Source organism: Paenibacillus alginolyticus DSM 5050 = NBRC 15375 (genome assembly GCF_000422905.1).
In the GTDB taxonomy this organism is placed as follows: Bacteria; Bacillota; Bacilli; order Paenibacillales; family NBRC-103111; genus Paenibacillus_E; species Paenibacillus_E alginolyticus.
Genome location: NZ_AUGY01000123.1, coordinates 1 through 18,843, shown reverse-complemented (window position 1 = coordinate 18,843; position 18,843 = coordinate 1). Strand labels below are relative to the sequence as shown.

19 protein-coding genes and 1 riboswitch are annotated in these 18,843 nt (G+C 45.4%); of the genes, 5 read left to right on the top strand and 14 right to left on the bottom strand.

The features are described from left to right. Positions 1-1,092: 1,092 nt before the first annotated feature. From lepB to G519_RS0133995, 6 genes are all read right to left on the bottom strand, one after another. On the bottom strand, positions 1,093-1,641 hold the full coding sequence (gene lepB / locus G519_RS0134020; RefSeq protein WP_029198412.1) for a signal peptidase I: 549 nt from the start codon (positions 1,639-1,641) through the stop codon (positions 1,093-1,095). 26 nt (positions 1,642-1,667) lie between these two features. After that, the gene (locus G519_RS0134015) at positions 1,668-2,315 is read right to left on the bottom strand and encodes a response regulator (RefSeq protein WP_029198411.1); all 648 of its coding nucleotides are present in this window, start codon (positions 2,313-2,315) and stop codon (positions 1,668-1,670) included. A gap of 54 nt (positions 2,316-2,369) precedes the next feature. Beyond that, the gene (locus G519_RS0134010; RefSeq protein ID WP_029198410.1) at positions 2,370-3,431 is read right to left on the bottom strand and encodes a sensor histidine kinase; all 1,062 of its coding nucleotides are present in this window, start codon (positions 3,429-3,431) and stop codon (positions 2,370-2,372) included. A gap of 47 nt (positions 3,432-3,478) precedes the next feature. Next, a complete protein-coding gene (gene liaF / locus G519_RS0134005; RefSeq protein WP_029198409.1) occupies positions 3,479-4,141 on the bottom strand; it encodes a cell wall-active antibiotics response protein LiaF in 663 nt (220 codons plus the stop codon). Positions 4,142-4,315: 174 nt separating this feature from the next. Next, the gene (locus G519_RS0134000; RefSeq protein WP_029198408.1) at positions 4,316-4,948 is read right to left on the bottom strand and encodes a PspA/IM30 family protein; all 633 of its coding nucleotides are present in this window, start codon (positions 4,946-4,948) and stop codon (positions 4,316-4,318) included. A 26-nt stretch (positions 4,949-4,974) separates the two neighbouring features. Beyond that, positions 4,975-5,265, bottom strand: a complete 291-nt coding sequence (locus tag G519_RS0133995; protein WP_029198407.1) for a hypothetical protein — start codon at positions 5,263-5,265, stop codon at positions 4,975-4,977. 162 nt (positions 5,266-5,427) lie between these two features. Continuing rightward, positions 5,428-5,580, top strand: a riboswitch (cyclic di-AMP (ydaO/yuaA leader). Between the two features lie 4 nt (positions 5,581-5,584). Between G519_RS0133995 and G519_RS53150 the strand changes: the two genes are divergently transcribed. Beyond that, complete coding sequence (locus tag G519_RS53150) at positions 5,585-6,376, top strand: stalk domain-containing protein (RefSeq protein ID WP_029198406.1); 792 nt, start codon at positions 5,585-5,587, stop codon at positions 6,374-6,376. Positions 6,377-6,542: 166 nt separating this feature from the next. Here G519_RS53150 and G519_RS51440 read toward each other — a convergent pair whose 3' ends face one another. The 8 genes from G519_RS51440 to G519_RS0133950 all read right to left on the bottom strand — a co-directional run bounded on the left by G519_RS51440 (position 6,543) and on the right by G519_RS0133950 (position 14,184). Continuing rightward, entirely contained in the window at positions 6,543-6,713 is a 171-nt protein-coding gene (locus tag G519_RS51440) for a hypothetical protein (protein ID WP_164826793.1), read from the bottom strand. 82 nt (positions 6,714-6,795) lie between these two features. After that, entirely contained in the window at positions 6,796-8,004 is a 1,209-nt protein-coding gene (locus G519_RS0133980) for a DHH family phosphoesterase (RefSeq protein ID WP_029198405.1), read from the bottom strand. A 145-nt stretch (positions 8,005-8,149) separates the two neighbouring features. Then, positions 8,150-9,340, bottom strand: a complete 1,191-nt coding sequence (locus G519_RS0133975; RefSeq protein WP_029198404.1) for a GNAT family N-acetyltransferase — start codon at positions 9,338-9,340, stop codon at positions 8,150-8,152. Between the two features lie 75 nt (positions 9,341-9,415). After that, entirely contained in the window at positions 9,416-10,678 is a 1,263-nt protein-coding gene (locus G519_RS45955) for a molybdopterin molybdotransferase MoeA (protein ID WP_036634882.1), read from the bottom strand. Between the two features lie 186 nt (positions 10,679-10,864). After that, positions 10,865-11,476: a molybdenum cofactor guanylyltransferase gene (gene mobA / locus G519_RS45950; protein WP_051253938.1), complete on the bottom strand. Its 612-nt coding sequence runs from the start codon at positions 11,474-11,476 to the stop codon at positions 10,865-10,867. Beyond that, complete coding sequence (locus tag G519_RS0133960) at positions 11,473-12,117, bottom strand: MOSC domain-containing protein (protein WP_244280313.1); 645 nt, start codon at positions 12,115-12,117, stop codon at positions 11,473-11,475. Before G519_RS0133960 ends, mobA begins: the two co-directional genes overlap by 4 nt. 93 nt (positions 12,118-12,210) lie before the next feature. Then, on the bottom strand, positions 12,211-13,158 hold the full coding sequence (locus G519_RS0133955) for a molybdopterin-dependent oxidoreductase (protein ID WP_307720148.1): 948 nt from the start codon (positions 13,156-13,158) through the stop codon (positions 12,211-12,213). Between the two features lie 582 nt (positions 13,159-13,740). Beyond that, complete coding sequence (locus tag G519_RS0133950) at positions 13,741-14,184, bottom strand: copper amine oxidase N-terminal domain-containing protein (protein ID WP_029198401.1); 444 nt, start codon at positions 14,182-14,184, stop codon at positions 13,741-13,743. Between the two features lie 221 nt (positions 14,185-14,405). Here G519_RS0133950 and G519_RS0133945 point away from each other — a divergent pair, with 221 nt between their 5' ends. The 4 genes from G519_RS0133945 to G519_RS0133925 all read left to right on the top strand — a co-directional run bounded on the left by G519_RS0133945 (position 14,406) and on the right by G519_RS0133925 (position 18,416). Beyond that, positions 14,406-15,908 (top strand): spore germination protein, encoded by a 1,503-nt coding sequence (locus G519_RS0133945; protein WP_029198400.1) that lies wholly within the window; start codon positions 14,406-14,408, stop codon positions 15,906-15,908. Between the two features lie 13 nt (positions 15,909-15,921). Further along, positions 15,922-17,124 carry a Ger(x)C family spore germination protein gene (locus tag G519_RS0133940; RefSeq protein ID WP_051253937.1) on the top strand — a complete coding sequence of 401 codons (1,203 nt, stop codon included), beginning with the start codon at positions 15,922-15,924 and terminating at the stop codon, positions 17,122-17,124. A gap of 73 nt (positions 17,125-17,197) precedes the next feature. Beyond that, complete coding sequence (locus tag G519_RS50770) at positions 17,198-17,365, top strand: hypothetical protein (protein ID WP_154669646.1); 168 nt, start codon at positions 17,198-17,200, stop codon at positions 17,363-17,365. Positions 17,366-17,459: 94 nt separating this feature from the next. After that, on the top strand, positions 17,460-18,416 hold the full coding sequence (locus G519_RS0133925) for a GerAB/ArcD/ProY family transporter (RefSeq protein WP_029198398.1): 957 nt from the start codon (positions 17,460-17,462) through the stop codon (positions 18,414-18,416). The last annotated feature ends 427 nt before the right edge of the window (positions 18,417-18,843 follow it).

The window sequence follows — 18,843 nt, the reverse complement described above, 5'->3', positions numbered from 1 at the left end:
CGATTTCAGTTGCAACAGCTGAGCAACGACATGAAGCCCTATGGCTGAACCCGCAAACAGCTTCTTTGACCGATGATCCTGAAAAATAGACCGATAATCTAGGACATTGAGCACTTTGAGACATTGACAAACTACTAAAAATTCCTTATCGTTATCCATGGTTTGCTCCTTTGTTTGGGAGAATGATGGATAGCGCGTCATTCCCTAAACATAGGTGCTTTTTCTTTGTTTGTCTAGATTAATAAATACTTTATATTACAAATTAAGTAAATATTTGATGTGAGGTTTGATGCATCGGTAATGTACGCAGTACAACAAAAAGCTAATTTGTCCAAAGAAACCGCCGAATTGTTGTACAAACTTCATCATTGGTAATAATCGTTGGAGTCTTTTTTCCTTCTCGCAGCAAATTGTTGTATTCTATACAACTTGCCTTCTTATTTGCCTCAAACCCAAAAACATATAAATTCTTTTAAAGAAAGACCTGAGGCTTTGCCTCAGGTCCTTTGTGTGCTAATCCATATGTTTGAGCTTGGGGAGGGAATTGGATATAGGGTTCCAACCGCCCATATCCGCTTTCTCCATGATCATCTTCTTTTCTCTGCAGACCGATTTTGGAAGCTGTAACAGAACTAACGAACCGTGCACACGCATTTGTCCTCATCATGCGCATACTCGAATGGCTAACGAATCGCAGCCTCGTTACGTTAGCGAAAAAGCGTGATGTGGGGCTGTCTTTCCTGCAATAGCGTTTTCTCGATTCGTTAGACTATCAAAAGCCCGTTTTTGGGCTTCATAACGCTTTCTGAGTTCGTTAGCGTTTGTCCACAATGAATCGACAGCCGACTTTGCACAATTTCAGAAGTTTTTGAATGGCCACCTTAGAAAGGGGATACCCTTAAGCTCTACCTCGAAACTTATACTTTCTATTATGTCAAGGATAAACGACTCCGTCGTCCTTCAGGACGAGTGCGTTTGTCAAGGTAGATGCGAAGCAAAAGTATAAAACTTATACTTTCTTATCTACGAAGATAAAAAACGACCCTCGAATGAGCTCATGCACATGCATGCTCACCCAGAGGGCCGCTTTCTTTAGAATAGCTTCTTGCCTAATACATGATCAAGTGGGATGTATCCGATCACTCTGCTATCCATACTATTATTTCGGTTATCTCCCATCACGAAAATATGATCGGCAGGTACCGTCCATTTCTTATTCCCATTGGCTCTCATTGCCTCGTTAATGTAAGGCTCGTCAAGAAGCACGCCGTTGCGGTACATCTTATCGTCCTTGAGCTCCAATTGATCGCCTGGCTTACCAATCACCCGTTTAATCCAGACATGTTTATCATCACCATTGGTAAATAAACTGAGCAAAGGACTGTCTAACAAGTCGTTCTTAAATGTTCTCTTAAGATCGACTCTAGAGTCTATAATGACAATATCCTCATAATTCGGTTCATAATTAAACGTATGAGACAGCTTTGATACATACACGCGTTGACTGTCATGCAGCGTCGGATCCATGGAATGTCCCATCACCTTCGTGGATTGGAACACGAAAACACCAAGAAATACGACTAAAATAAACGAAATGGCAATGGAACCAAACCAGCTCCAAATTTGCTTTAATAGATTCATTCGTATCGCTCCCTTGTGACTATTTGCTACTCAGCCAAACCATGTTTAAAGGCATAGATGGCGGCTTGTGTTCGATCTTCTACACCCAGCTTGGCCAGAACATTGGTGACGTGAAACTTTACCGTCTTCACACCGATAAATAAATCATCCGCTAGCTCTTGATTGGATTTACCTTTCGCAATCAAGCGAAGCACTTCCATTTCACGATCAGTTAATTCCTCATGCGGCTCTGCTGCCGGCTTAGGCTGGCGAAAGCGATTCATGATCTTGGAAGCTACCTGTGACTCCAGAATGGACTGTCCTTTAGCCGCTGCTCTTATCGCTTGAGCGATTTCGGAGGCGCGTGACGTTTTGAGCAAATAGCTGAATGCCCCAGCTTCTATTACAGGATACATTTTCTCATCATCTAAGAAGCTCGTCAACACAATGACTTTGCAATCTGGGTAAAGTTGCAGCAGCTTCCTTGTCGTTTCGATACCGTCCATGCCTTCCATGACCAAATCCATGAGTACGACATCCGGTCGATATTCCTGTGCTAGCCGAATGCCATCCTGACCATTGCTAGCTTCCCCGACCACTTCAATACCATCCTCTGTCCCTAGCACGGCTGCGAGTCCGATCCTGACCATTTCGTGGTCATCGACAAGCAAGACCTTAATCAACGCGTCGTTCATTTGCTTCTCCTCTCGATAGAAAACTATTTTCTTCAAGTTATCTATAGTAATGAATTAGCTTTCAACCGCATATTCAGTAGCTAATATTGGCACACGAATCTCAATACGCGTACCTCGATCAGGCGCCGTAATGATATCCACCGAGCCGCCGATTTCATTAACCCGCTCCTTCATGGAAACTATACCGTACGATGTAAGCTTCTTAGCATCTAATTCAAAACCAACCCCGTCATCGCGTATCGCAAGACGAACACCGTCAGGACGATGCAGCAGCTTCACTTCCAGCTTGTTCGCCTTTGAATGACGCAGAGCATTAGAAAGCGCCTCTTGTACAATACGGAACAAATGGTCCTCAATCCCCTTATTCAAGCGGATATCCTCGTCCATATCCCAAGTAATCGCCATGGGCACTTTAGCTGCAAGCTCCTTCAGGAGTTCGACAAGTCCTTCCGACAGTCGTTTCCCTTCCAGATGAATAGGTCTTAAATGAAGAAGCAAGGCTCTCATTTCCGATTGAGCAACAGAAGCCATCTCCTCAATGAGATGAATTTGCCTTTTAGCCTTCTCGAAATCTTTATCCAAGGTACGTCCTACAGCCGTTGCCGTCATCGATATTGCGAATAATTGCTGGCTCACCGCATCATGAAGCTCACGCGCCAATCGCTGTCTTTCTTCAATCACGGCAGACAGCTTAGCTTTCTCCGCAAGCTCCGCATTATCATTAGATAAGCGCTGTAGGGAAGTAACCTGCTCTTCCCACCGCTTCATAATACGGCCTAACTGATCACCCAGACGCCCGATTTCATCTTCACCGTTCTGGAAACCGCCGCGTGCAAACGTCCCTTTTTCGAGCAAAATCATCGTCTCCATCATTGGCTCCAGCCTCCGAGTAATTCGGTTGCTATTCCAGAAGCCATACACAGCACCAATGCCGCCAATAACCAGAATCGCCATGAATGTAAACTTAACGCCCTCTTGCCAGCTCGTAAAAGGCACAATCAGATTGCGTGAATTCAAAAAATAAATGATCGCGCCAAACACAACGAAACTAAAGATGATCGATTCACTCATGCTGCGCCATATCATATTCGTTAATCGTCGTTTATAGCCGTCCAATGGATAATGAACCTCCTCGAGATCTTTACGCGTGCCTAAGCGCATTCTCACAATACTTTGATTTTGATATCTCCTACGATGTAAGAAAGCACAAGTTTCACGCGGTGATCGCAAAGATCATAGTTAGGGGACTGCCAGATCAGCTTGTTCATAACTCCTGACTCGCGCTCATTCGCAACTTGAATCTGCCCGAAAGAGATGGATGCTGTGACAGCGACACCGATATCTTCCGGTACTTTTATATCTACATCTCCTACAACACCTTGCAGGATGACTGTGGTTTCCTTTTGCTCCAATATCGCAAGTGAAAGATCAATGTAGGTCTCTCCAATAATGTACCATGTTGAACTGTTCCGCAAAATCCAAGGCTCACGGCCTAAACGGACGCTATCCACCAATTTCTGCTTCTGCATATACGTGTCGTCTTTGTGTACTTGCTTCGATCGTATGAAAAACAAACCTAGCGAAATTAAAACAATAGAGAACACGATAGTAATGTGATCACCGAATAAAATCACTGCCCCTATACCGATCAGTACATAACCTTTGCGCTCTTTGCGTGAACGGACCCGATGAATGCCTAGCAAGATGAGGATAATGGCAAGAATGGGGAAAAAGCCTATCGTATGATCTAGAAGCAAAAAAAGACCGGCTCCAATCAGCACTAGTGCTGTATTGCGGTTACGGTTGCTTTTAGTTTCTTCTCCCATCGCTGCACCTCCTCTGGCTGACTTTTAAAATTAGTTCATATAGATTCCTAGCATACCATAAGAATGGACGACCTCCAAGATGCAAATCCTTGCGCGGCAAGGCTTCCGTATGAATCATGGAGGTCAAGAGCCCATCCGCGCCTACTTACTAGGCGCTGGAGGGAAAATACGCGGCTATTTCTTGCCGCGTGGGTCCGTGTCATCGCTGGAGCGATGCTGCTGCCAATCCTGCTGGAGCTTGCCGCGCAGCGTGCGCAGCTCCTGCTGAAGGTTGCCGCTGGCTTCCTTCAGCGTCTCTTGCGACAGGCGGCTAGCGATGCGGAGCCCCTGCAGCGCTTCCCGGCCGAGCTCGCGGCCGGTCACTTCCAGCTCGCGCCATGCGTCGCGAGCCTCTTTCCCGTGCAGCCCGCTGCCCGGCGGCTGCACCCGAGCCCCCTCGGCTGCGTGCCCTGCACGCAGCCCGCGCAGTTCATCCGCGAGCGCCAGGCACACGTCCTGGCTGCTCGCGTACTGCGCGCGGTAGTGCTCGCAAGCGGCTTCCTCGCGCTGCTTCTCTAACAGTGCTAGCCGCGCGAGCTCCTCATCGCCTGCGCGCATCGCCAGCTCGGCCTGCTCGCCGCGCAGCTGCACCATCTCCTCTGCGTTCACAATGTGTTGTCGCAGCTCAATAGTCCGCTGCAGCGCTTCCTCGTAGCGCTGTTCGAGCTTCTCTATCACGCTGCTTCCACGTTCTTGATGCTCAAGCTTGCCGGCCGTTTCTTGCCATGCAGCTTCCGCCATTTTGCCAATGCGATTCAATATATTCATGAAGTTACACCCCCATTTCTTAAGATTTAAAATTCATTTCGTTTCTTCAGCAAATGAAAACCATACATCACTAAACCTATTGCGAATGCAATCGCGATTAAGCCTGATAGTTTTATGGTCAAAATTAAGCCGCCTAAGCCGGCGATAAACCATCCTATTTTCTTCCCATTCTTAATGCCTACATAGCCTAATCCAAGCATCGCTGCTGGGAATAATAATCCCATTAAATGAATATGACTGCCCAACTGATGCAGAGAAATAAGTATACCTGCCGTAATTAAAACCAATGCCAACCCTTTCGATCGATCCATACTCATTCTGCTTACCGCCCTTCACGTATTCTTCATGCTACTATCGTACCTGAAACCGGTATTCCTCAAAACGGACTCGCGACTGTTTTTGTACCTAGACCTAAGTCCAGTACCCTCTAAGACCACCATCCATATTTTGGTCGTTGTCCCACAGAGCCTCGAATGCTAAACTATTTGAAGCCGAGTCCGGTGCACAGACAAAGTGCCGGTACGGGGGACGATTTACATGGGGTGAATATTTGCTCTTCTACGGAGCAGACTAGGGAGAACCTTCTTCCCGAACCCGTCAACTAACCTCGAAGGCTCATTGAAGGAGGATTACCAATTGCATACAATTACTAAAGGGTTAACTAGCCTTGCTGTGTCTTTAACAGTGTTGGCAGGAGGCTTTCTTTCCCCATTTTCGGCGCATGCCGCTGAGATGGATGTGAAAGTGCAAGTCAATGATGAGCTGGTTCAATTTCCGGATGCTCAGCCATTTCTGGATGACAACCATGCTACCCAAGTACCGATTCGTTTCGTAACGGAGAAGCTTGGTTATGACGTGAAGTGGCAAAAAGAAGGCGATGAGATCAAAGTCACACTAAATAACAACAAACATTCGATCACCTTAGTATCGGGACAAAAAGAAGCCAAAATCGATAGCACCCCTGTCGAGATGGACACTCATGCAGAATTTCAAAATGGACGCGTATACGTGCCTCTTCGGTTCCTAAGCAAAGCATCCGATATTCCCGTTCAGTGGGACGCTAGCAGCAAATTAGCTATTCTAAGTAAAGATGGCAATCAGCATGCGCCAGATTATGAATTATTTCAATCTACTGCCTATTCAGCAGATCCATCTGAAAATGGCGGCTACGGAGCTATCGATTATATGGGTAATCCATTAGGTATTGGAACCGTTGCTGTAGATCCGTCGGTGATTCCTCTAGGGTCTAAGCTCTATATAGAAGGTTATAATTTCAATGGCCTCCCTGCAGGCGGCATGTATGCTTACGCAACTGATACTGGCGGTGCAATCAAAGGAAAACGTATTGATATCTTTATCCCAGGATCCAAGCAATCCTTGCAAAAGTTTGGTATCCAAACCATTAAAGTGTACAAGCTATCCAATTAAACGGCTGAAATAAAAAAAAGCTTGGTTTCTGAGATTATGTTCTCAAGAAATCAGCTTTTTTTATTTATGGTGGAAGGACGCATCCACATCTCCTTCTGCTAATACTGCACTAGAAAGGCTGCTCTCCCATCATATAGTGACGTGAAGAGCAGCCTGCAGCAGTTACTTAAACTTGATTTTTGGGGATACCATTTAAACTTGGAACGTAATCAGGTGCCTCGTTGCTCGATAGCGTTTGAGCTTCTTCCATGAAATTAGCGTTATTCTGCTGATTGTTTTTCTTATCTGCTTTGTTATCTTCGCGGTCATGCTTGGGATCGGCGTCATTTTTGGGCATAGCATTCACCTCCATTGTCTCATAGTTAGTATGAGAAGGTGGCTTGCATTTTATCCCAGTTATCTGGAACTGGCGTTGCTCTTTATATGACTGAACTACCCTCGGGGGTTTTAGTTTTTCTTGCCGCCATATGCTCCATTAGGAATGAAACATACGTTTCGTCCCGAACTAACCAAGCTGCATACTCCCTTTTAACATAACGTTCTGCCTCTTCAAAAGTAGAAAAATGTTGGTTGGATTCGAACCCATCCACATCGACTTCCCATCTGCCTCCAGAAGGAAAAATAAACACTTGTTGTTCATTTCTATTCTCATAAAGTGATCCATAAACAGAATTTTTCGTGTTAAATGTATTTTTATTCGCATCTGAACGAATGGGTTCCATCGGAAATGGCTTCGCTACATACCATTGATAGGCTTCTTCTGTCATAGAGCACCCGGAAGCTTTGGCATGGCCTCCTCCTCCATAAAGACCCGCAATTTCCGAGACGTCGATGTGATCGTGAATCGTTCGAAAGCTTATCTTTTTACCGCCCATATTCATGATTGCGATGTAATCCAGATGGGGGTTTTCTTTGCCCAAATCGTTTCCAAGTTCAGAATGATAAGATTCCGCATGAACAATGCCTACATGATGATCATCTATACGGGAGTGAATGATTTCTCTCTTTTTTCTGCGCACATAGCGTTCAATTTTTTCTTCTTCCATATCCAAAATTTTTTCTTCAAAGGAATCAAACGCAAATTGCTCACTTTTCTGAATGCGAGCCACCATTTTTTCCTCGAATTCTTCGATGGAAATGAGATAAAAGAGATCGTTTAATCGCTTAGCCTTGATGTATTCATTCTGTTCCCATTCCCATGTATCATACTGACGGACCAATTCGACGAATTCATCTAATCCTTTCATTGGTTTCAACAATCCGTTCTGGATCAGATACTCATAAAATAGAGAAGTTGCAGAAGCGAGTTTTCCATTATCATACGCGATCTGAACCATTCCCCACGGATATTTGTTTAAATGAAGCGAGGTTTTATGATGATCAATCAGTTTTACTTTTCCACCTGATTTCGCAAACTCGTTAAGTCCTTTTTCATTCGTTTCATCCACGGATAAGTCGGTGATAAACAATTGGCTTTTTTTTCTTGATTTTTCTAAAAAGCGGTTTACTTGTAGATTCAACCCTCCAACAGAGTTATAACGGATTTCTACCTTTTCACCAAATGCTAATCGAGCTATTATACCGCAACCTACTCCATCCAGATCATTATGAGTATACAAATGATACAAGGGCACACCCTCCTGCTAATGATTTCCATTAGGCTACCCTTGATCAAGTCACTTTATTCGGAGTTAATGGCGCGCTTCACCGACATAATCTCGTAAAAAAAGACGGCCCTATGGTTTTGCCACGGGTACCGTCTTTTTTCATCTTTTAAAAGAAATCCGCTAAATAAGTTGTTCGCCGCGGAATAGCATGTTCCAACCGGCTAACAAGCTCATCAGAGCCTTGAAGACGCTCAATTCGGGCCATAAATCCTGCTTTCTGATAACCCATGAACAAAGCCGTCAACGTCTGTATGTTACAGCCAAGTATTTGATCCTCTGCAGGTATTTCATCTTCAGACAGCTTCGTTACGACGGCAGCTTTTCCATTGTCGGTAAACTGTAGCCGAAAGACGCCTTGGTTCCAATCTGCATGCGCATCTGAAATATGTAAATATATGGTTTCCGCCCGGTCGCGAGCTTCATATACATATTCCGTCAGAAAAGCTTCTACATCCACAATTCTCGCCGAGAAATAAGTAATCTTCTCCTGTTTGAACTTTGGATCATGCACCAGAAATGGAAGTTGGTCATCTACAGGTGCTTTCACTTCGACCTTGGTGATCATCGAATCATGATCTGCAAGGAATTTCCATAAGCCGCGTCTTGCTTCCTCGTCAAGAAAAACCAACTCATGGATGGTCGCTACCGAGTCCTTTACCTGGTAAAATACATAGCCCCGCTGTTCCCCTTGAGCGTTCGTGTAGACGGCAGCTGTGCCCTTTTTAAATTTCATATAACGATTATTCCACCAGTCTGCATCCCGCTCCATCATACCGTTATATGCTTTTGCAAACTTAGCGTAGATTGGATTGAGAACCTCTTCGCTTTTGGCTACACGTATAATTGAACTGCCCTCTGCGGCTTTAAACTTCGGAAGCTTATCGACAGGAATTTCATATTTCAAATAATCCACGTAGGTTTCCCAGCCATATTTACGATAGAATTCAAACTTAAACGGCGCAAGAAAGGAGATCGTCTGCCCCTGCTCTCTCATCGTTTTAAGCGTTTGAACCAACAGCTGTCCCACCATCCCATTGCGTCGGTACTCCGGCCATGTTGCTACGCCCGCAATACCGCCCATCGCGAAGCTCTTCCCGTTAATCCAAGTCCGAAAGTTAAGTAAAGTAAGCTTTGCAGCCATATTGCCGTCAATGAAATAGCCCCACGTTTGATTAGGATCCGTAGAACTTATTCGCTCTGTCTTTTCCTCAGCAGTAAGCTCATATTGAAAAGCAAACTCAGATAGAGCAAAGCTCTCTAGAAGCTCCTCTTGCCGTAATGTACGAATTTCGTTCATCTCAAATCACCTCATTATAAAATGGCCTACCATCGATAACTGCTCAGCGGAAGTTTAGCGATAGTTAGACCATATCTATTTGATAGGATACACAATTACGCGCTCGTCTCTTAAGAACCCTTTACCTCCGGCAGGTAAATATATCAAACAATCCGCGTCTTTAATGGAAACCATGATACTGGACTTATCAATACCTGATGGCTTAACCTTCAAACACCCATTGTTGTCCACATGCGTCGTTCCTCTGACATAACGCGGGTAAGCCGAGCCTTTATCATAATCAACGTCCAACAGAGCCGTGATCGCTTCCGGATTAGGCGAGTGACATCCTGCCATCGCTTTAATCAGAGGTTTGGCAAACAGCTCAAACCCAACGAATGAAGCGCCCGGATTGCCGGATAAAGCTAACAGCAACCGATTGTTCCATAAGGCTGCACTCGTTGGAGTCCCTGGTCGCATGGCCACTTTGTTGAACAACAGCTTGCCCTCAAATCGTTCAAAAACATCAACCAGAACGTCGTAATCGCCAACGGAAACACCGCCAGATGTAAGGACTAGGTCGACTTTGGGTAAAGTTTCCTCGAGCGCTGCCTCCACCTCTTTTACGTCGTCCGAAAGCGCCTGCATGATAACCGCAGATCCTCCAGCAGCTTCCACCTGCGCCGCCAGCATGTAGCTGTTACTGTTGCGAATTCTTCCCGGCTGCAGCGCTTCTGCCACATTCAACAACTCAGAACCTGTTGAGAAAATGGCGACCTTGGGCTGCCGATAAACGGATACTTCCGAGCAGCCGAAAGTGGCCAATATCGCCGCTTCACCAGGCCCGATCTGTGTTCCTCGCTCAAGCAATACATCCCCTAAACCGATTTCACCGGCAATAGGAGTTATATTGCTTGCTGCGGCTATATTTTTTTTGATACTCACATGGTGGGAGCTCATTCCCGCATCTTGCAGGGAATCCGTCATTTCCAGCATAACGACAGCATCTGCGCCATCAGGAACAGGAGCCCCCGTCATAATACGAGCAGCCATACCAGAATGGATGGTAAGCTGAGGCATAGTTCCGCTAGGAATTCGCTCTATAACACGCAATACAACAGGAGCTTCTGGTGTAGCCTGCTCAATATCCTTTGAACATACGGCATACCCGTCAATACCTGATCTGCGAAAATGGGGTACCGGATGATCGGCATATAGGTCCACGGCCAACCTTCTACCGAAAGCAGAAGATAGCGGAACGGACTCTATGGGTGTGTATTTAACGTATTCGAAAAGTAGGCTCCGGGCTTCCTCAACCGAAATCACTTTTCGCCCAAACTTAAGCTTAGTATCGCTCACAAACGTCTGTTCCTCCTAAGGGTAACCGCCTTCGATTATTAAATTCATCCGACCAATAGAGACATGGCTTCACATTCCATAAACAGCGTCCGAGGCAGAAGCCTGCCAGCCCTTCGCATTTCATTATGGCATAATAGATAACAAAATCCTAGATTCCCTAGTGATACCTATCTGAAAAAATAACTTCTATGGTAGATTTGCTAACATTCGTTCGTACTCTTCCGGAGTATTTACATTTGTTGCGAAATGCGTAGGAATATTTTTCCGCTCAAAAAAATCATTCTCTACAGGCTTCCAGTCCATATGATCCAGCAGCCCCATTAAACGATACTGCTCTTGCTTCAATAACACCTCGGCTTCGGAACCTACCAATTTTGAATATACGCCATGGAGTGGATGAGCGCGACCGTCCAGCACAGGGATAACTGCATCCAAATTAGCTTCTTGGCATAAGATGGCCATTGCCTTTGCCGCTTCAGCTGAAATAAAAGGCATATCACATCCCACAATCCACATATGCTGCTCTGATGCAAGCTGAGAGGCAGCATGAATGCCGCTTAAGGGCCCTTTTTGTACATATTGGTCATTAATACATTGCACGTCTATATTGGATACTGAAGTCAGGTAAGGCCGCAAAACCTCAGGTTCATTGGTTACGACAATGACTTGCTTGCAGATACTCGACATTTCCTCCAACTGCCTAAGAAGCAAGGGCTGCCCTTGTACCGGGAGAAGCGCCTTAAGCCTTCCTCCCATACGGCGATTTAGCCCCCCGGCAAGAATAACACCAGTGATCATGCTCCAAGCTCCGCCAACCGTTTAAGGAAGGATTGTTTCCAACTTACCGATAATGCTTGTATGGCCGCAATTTGCTGAGCAGCCTCAATATTCGCTTTTTCGTGATACTTGATCTGGTTGGCATAGGCGACAGTTACACCCGCTTCATCTCTGGCGATAAGCTTCACTTCTGCGTTCTTAGAGATTACACCTTCTGTAAGCACCCTCAAATAGTAGCCTGTATAGCCGGTTTCCTGTACTTGGAGGACAGCGTCCGCCCAATCCAAACGCTTCGCAAGTTTATGACAAGGCTGACGAGGCTGTGAGACCTGAACGATTACGTCATCAATGGCATAGATGTCGCCAATGCAGACCTGATCTTCGAGCAGACCGCGTACCGTTAGATTCTCACCAAACGTGCCCGCTTCCAACTTCTGAGCTAGCACTTGCTCCCAGTGTGCGTAATGCTCCTTCGGGTATACACATAGCGCTTTGTCAGCTCCACCATGCAGCGTCAAATCCGCTTGCCCATCCCCATCCAGCTGTGTCCTTGACACACGCAAAGATGAGCTGACCGGATATTTATAAATACCCGTGACCAGCTCTTTCCCTTGATACATGATTGTTTTTGGTAAACCAACGTTTATAGATACGATTTCCATCGTTATCTCCCTCATTTCCGAGAAAATTCTTAGTATACACTATACCAAAAACCTCCCGGAAAGTCAGTGCTAGCTTGTGTGAGTACAAATAAGTTACGCTTTCGATCTATCTACCCATGCATCGTTATCGTAGCCTCTTACTTCCCAGTAGCCCATGTGCTCCTTCTCGATGAGCTCGATCCCTTGAAGCCATTTAACGGATTTGTAGGCATACATTTGCGGCACGATTAGTCGGACTGGGCCTCCTAATTTTTGCGGAATGGGCTTACCATCCATGAGCACCGCGACCATAATATCATCGCCATTGGCCTGGCTTAGTGACAACGCATCTGTATATACTTTATCGCCTGAATAAAATTTCACATATTTCCCTTTGGCTTGAACACCAGCCGCAGCTAATAATTGCTTAAGCGGGATGCCCTCCCATGTACATTTATAGACAGACCATCCCGTCACACAGTGGAAATCACTAACCTGCACAGTCCGCTTCAGCTTCAAAAACTCTTCCCAATTCCATGCACTGGGGTTATCGACCAGACCGGATATGGCGAATTTCCACGTATCCGAGGAAAAAGCTGGAATTTCCGTAACGGTGTATATCCGGAAATTCCCTTGTGCTCCTCCGCCCACAACAGCGGCGGAGTCCGGCAGCGGCGCCGGCGGCGGAAGCATCCGGTTGCCGTCGGTTGCGATATACTCGGCGGTCGTCGAGCCGCCGGTATCGAATGCGCCTTTTATCCAGCGATAAAAGGCGGGACCGATCGCGATCACAAGCAGCAGTCCTGCGGCAATCCGCAGGAACGATGCGCGTGTGATCGGCGACTCCTTCAGCGCGGCGATGACCGCCTGCGCTGCTGTGCGCCTTGCCGTGGCGTCGTCATCAGTCGCCACGGGGGCCTGGTTCGGCGCCGCTGCGATAGCGCTTGCGGCGGCTGGGTTTTGGACCGCCTGCGCGGATGCGGGCGGTCTGGCCGTGGCAGCGGCTTGATCCAGCCGTTGCTGGCGCTTGAGCCATCTGCTGCGCGAGATGGCGTGGTACACGGCATACGGCACTCCGACCCAGGTGAGCAGGTCATGCACGAAGAGTGCCGAATTGTTCAAAGCTGGTGGCAGATTGCGGAACTGCCACAAAATCACCCCTGATCCGGCCCAGCCGATCAGGAGCGCAAGGACGAACACCAGATTCGCGCGTTGATTGCGGCGCGCGCGAATCTGGTGCCAATGCTTACGAATCATCGGCGCGTAAAGCGCGATGAGTAGAATGGATGCGACACCCAAGTAAATGTGAAGCTGCTTGATCGTCACACGGAAGCTCCCCAGATCTCCTCTAATCGCACCAATACTCAGCACGATACCTGTCACCGTTAGGAGCAGCAAAATCCACGCATTCCAGCTATGAATAGCATTCAATCGCTTCCCAAAAGATTGCTTCAGCCAGCCTCTTTTTGATTCCATACCGTCACCACCTTCATTCATTTACGATCTTTACGTTACTCTTATCATAACGTATAAATATTAAAAAAGGCTTACAACTTCGCTAATATTCGTATGGTTATCATCCAAAAAGAAACCCCCAAGACCACTTAAACTGTGGCAATGGAGGCTTGTTTATGCGTTAGTAGATCACTTTATCAAATAAGTGTCAACCAATTCTTTCGGTACATAAGTCTTATCATTCAAAATAGTAGGTGCAAACATGAGCATTTCATCCATCATGTCTACCTTAATTGCCTTGTTATCGATTTGAATCACGAACGTGTTCCCCATCTTCATCATGCTTTCATTCTTCGTCTTATCTTCCATCTTTTTATCATCCATCATCTCTTTGTCTTCCATCATCATCTTCGTTAAAGTAACCGAGCGATTTTCCCCATTCCATGTCACCTTAAAACCTAATGATTCAGCAATCTCGCGCAGGGGAACGAGCTCCGTTCCATCCTTCATCATCGTTTCAATACCGCTGTAGTTAAACTTCTTAGCCATCATTTCCTCTGCACTAGCCAGCCCTGGAAGTGCTAAAGTACAAGCAACCAGTGAAACAACCATCGCTTTTTTCCATCTTTTCATCGTCTATTCCTCCTAAGTTTTAGTCACGTCTTTCTATTCCTTAAATTAACGTGCCGAGCTTAAGAAACACTAACGAAACCATTACGAAATACTTACAAGAGACTAACAAAAATGCGCAGCATCCTTATAGCAGTAGTGGCAACTCTGCCAACAATGCATAAATAAGGAAATTTATAAAGATACAAAGACCAAACAGACCTTGTACTGAGCAGGAGGTTTTCATGACAAATGACGAGAACAAGTTGGACTTGGAGTTGACCGATAGTCTGACTGATAACTTACTGCAAATCATGCAAGGGCTTGGAAATAGCAACGACGTCGCCATACGAGAAATTGAGATTGATCTTGGCGATAATAGCTCCATTGAGGGAGCAGTTGTCTATATGGAAGGTCTCTCTAACCTGCATTCCATGATTGATTCTCTGCTTTCTAGCTCCAAGAGCGGCGAACAACAAGACTTGAATGCCGAAGAGCTGTTGGACTATTTCAAGAACGTAGTTATCTCATCCGGCGTAGTAAAGATTCTTGAGAACATGGAAGAACTATTTGACGCACTTTTATCCGGTTATAGCATTCTGCTGCTCGAGGGATGCCAGCGTGTATTGGCAATTGGAACCAAAGAGTTAACGGCACGGACGGTAGAAGAGCCTAATGTTCAATCAGTGGTCCGTGGACCCAGGGAAGGATTTACTGAGGTTCTGCACTGGAACACAGCCATGCTTCGCCGTAAAATCAAAGATCGCAATCTTTGGATGGAAACGATAACTATTGGCAGAGTAACGAAAACGGACGTTGTAGTGGCTTACATTAAAAACATTGTCTCCGAGGATGTACTTGTAGAAGTAAGGCACAGATTGTCTCTCATTGATATAGACGCCGTCTTGGAAAGCAACTACATCGAGGAGCAGATTGAAGACAAGCAAAACACCCCATTTTCAACTATTTTCAATACGGAACGTCCAGATGTGATAGCAGCCGGATTAATGGAAGGAAGAGTTGCTATCCTAGTGGACGGAACCCCTTTTGCTCTGCTCGTTCCGACTTTGTTCACTCAATTTTTCCAATCTAGTGAGGATTACTACCAGCCTGCAATTTTTTCCTCATTGATTCGTTTACTGCGCTTCTTGTCTTTTGGATTGGCGCTGATAACTCCCTCTTTTTATATTGCAGTTTCTACCTTTCATCAGGAAATGCTGCCAACAACCTTGCTTTATAATTTAGCAAGTCAGAGGGAGGGTGTTCCTTTCCCTGCATTTATTGAAGCGATCATGATGGAGGTAACGTTCGAAATATTACGTGAAGCCAGTGTACGGATGCCTAGAACCGTAGGTCAATCTATTTCAATCGTAGGTACACTTGTTATCGGTCAAGCTGCTGTGGAAGCAGGTCTCGTTAGTGCGGCTATGGTCATCGTAGTTTCGATCACAGCGATATCCAATTTTGTTCTTCCCGCATTTAACCTTGGCATCACGATTCGAATCATACGATTTTTGCTTATGATGCTGGCTGCTACTTTTGGTCTTTTTGGCATTTTTGTAGGCATCATTGCATTAGTAGTCCATTTGTGTGGGATTTCCTCATTTGGCGTTCCCTATATGTCGCCTCTTGCTCCATTCCATTTAACAGATCAGAAAGACACGATGGTCCGCTTTTCTTTCCCGAATATGATTACTCGACCCAAAGCCTTCCGCCAAAAAAATCTCGTTCGTCAGAAACGCAGATGAGGAGGCCAATCATTTGAAACGTGCGATAACCACAGGTTTATTCCTGTTTCCTTTCCTTTTCCTATTAACGGGTTGTTGGAGCCGCCATGAATTGAATGATATTAGTATTGTCGTAGGGCTGGGGATTGATAAAGCTGGAGAAAGCTACAAAATTACGATTCAAACCGTAAATCCGGGGCAGGTTACTGTAAAAAAGGGAGGTTCCAGCAACGCGACCTCTGTTATCACGTATGAAGAAACTGGAATGACAGTTCCTGAAGCCTTATCCCGAATGAGCGTTAAAGCACCGCGATATTTGCATTACTCCCATCTGCGAATGGTTGTATTCGGCGAGGATATGGCTCGAGCAGGCATTAGTAAACCGCTCGACTTCTTGTCCCGTAATATGGATATGCGGACTGATTTTTATTTCATCGTCGCCAAACAGGCAAAAGCTTCCGAAGTGTTAAAAGTCCTTAGCGCGATGGATCCGATTCCCGCGAACAATATGTATACAAAGCTTGAGACCTCAGATAAATATTGGTCGGCTACCGGCAGTATGAATCTTAACTATTTACTTCAAGAACTAGCAACCCACGGGAAGAGCCCCACCATGACCGGGGTCGAAATCTTAGGCAATAGGAAAATCGGGGAAAAGACGTCAAACGCGCAATATGTGGACCCACCAGCCCTGTTAAATTATTCGGGAATGGCTGCTTTCAAATTCGACAGGTTTGTTGGATGGTTGAATGAGAACGATACGAAAGCATTAAATTATGTACAAAATTCAGTTTACCAGACGACGGGCTATATTCCATGCCCGGGAGCCGAAGGGAATATTACGATGCAAGTGATTCGTTCCAACACTGTCATCCACCCGCACCTCGTCAGCGGACTTCCCGAATTCGATGTTAATGTGAGAATCGATCAGGATATCTCCGATGTCGAATGTAAAATTGATCTGTCGCAAGCCGCTGTGGTCGCTGAGTTAAAGCAACTGTCCGACAGCAAATTGGAAACCTTAATTGGTGAATCGATCGCCAAAATCCAGAAGAAATTAGGAGCTGATATTTACGGCTTCGGCGTTGCTTTTCATCATAAGTACCCCAAATCTTGGCATCAAATTAAAAATTGGAACGAAGTTTTTCGAACGATTAAAGTACGTGTCCATGTGGATTCGACCCTTCGCAGGGTAGGGACCATTCTACAGCCGATCAATCAAATAACGACAGAATAAGGTGTACCTCATGCTGCTCTTAATTGGGATAGTACTTACTTTAATTTGGACCGTCTGGCAGGAGGTTCCTCGATTGTGGAAACAAAAAAAAACCAAAGAACTATGGCTGGCTTTAGTTACATTATTAATAAGTGTGCTTGGCACAGTAAAAAGTTTGGGTATTAATTTACCTAATCCGCTCGATATGCTTTCGGCGATATTAGGACCTTATCCCCGAGCCGTTTATTCGTTATTGCAATGAAAGGGGCAGGTTCCCATGGAAAAGCAACAAATCATTAGCAAAAGCTCTTTTGCGATACTCGTCACTTTTTTTATGATCGGAACTTCCATTCTCATTGCTCGCACATGAAGCGAAACAGGACGCATGGCTAGCTTGCATCGTCGGCATTGGTATCAATGTTTTGAACGCAATTTTGTATGTTGTGTTGGGGGAACGCTTTGCAGGTCAAACCCTGGTCCAATATTGCGAAGCCGTGCTTGGAAAATGGGTAGGTAAAGCTATATCCATCGCTTTTGTCTTGTTTTTTTATTTGCTGGCCTCGCTGATGATCGGGGATTTAGGTTATTTCGTAACCTCCCAGATCATGCAGGAAACTCCGATAGAGGTTTTACAAATGCTGTTTACTCTTGTTGTCGTGATGACCGTCAGATCCGGGTTTGTTGTGTACACGCGTGCGGCGGTCGTCTTTTTTCCATGGCTGATTATCTTGTTTCTATTGCTCATTCTGCCGCTGCTCCCTAAATTTGTTATGGGGAACTTTTTTCCCGTTATGGAGTTTGGCATAAAGCCGATTCTACGAGGCGGATTTACGTTCTACGGATTGCAGGAAATGATTGTACTGCTCATGTTTTATCCGTTCGTATACAAAATGAATGGGCGTAAAAGCGGCCTTGTTGCGGGTATTGGGATGGGTGGCGCTACGTCAAACCAACTGTTTCCAGCCTGCACGCTTGCCAAAAATATTAGTATCGGCCATTTCCTTGAACGGTTGGAAGGGATTTTGATCTCAATTTGGGTTCTATCCATTTTCCTCAAAATAGTGCTCACTTTCCATGCTTCTCTACTAGGATTCGTACAAATCATGAACATCAAGGATGAGAAACCTCTGGTTATTCCTCTTGCACTAGGGATGATCGTACTTTCGTTAATGTGTTACCCCAACACGATCTTTATCAATGGTTTTCTGTCCAAAAATTGGGCGCCATTTGCACTTATATTCACATTTTTCTTGCCGTTTCTGCTGTTAGTCGCGTCATGGTTTAGACAAAAACGCAGCCTGCCGCGAGCCTGACGCAAATAGATTGTAAGGTGCGCAAGGTCATAACCTGATGGTGACGTAAGTCACGATGATAAATAAAGTCTCAAATCCCACACACACAAAAAAAAACGATACCCATTACAACAAGCAAAGTTGTATTTAGTACATTACCGATGCAAAATAGCTGACATGATCAGTAAGTCTTCACGTATAAATACAATTACTTAAATATATTGTATTTATTACCATTTTGTTTTTCTGGGTACAAGCCAAAAAAGTAAAGACTACAGAAAATGACGCGTTTTTACCATTAATTTACATTTTATTCTTGTGTCTCCGCTATTCTCTCACTATGATGCGCTGTGAACTTAGCCGTTCTTTTGTCTTGCTCGTCTTCTGTCGACCCTTTGAAGTTCTACTTGGCGGGCGAAAGACAGCATTTACAAAGTTAGACCAGCTA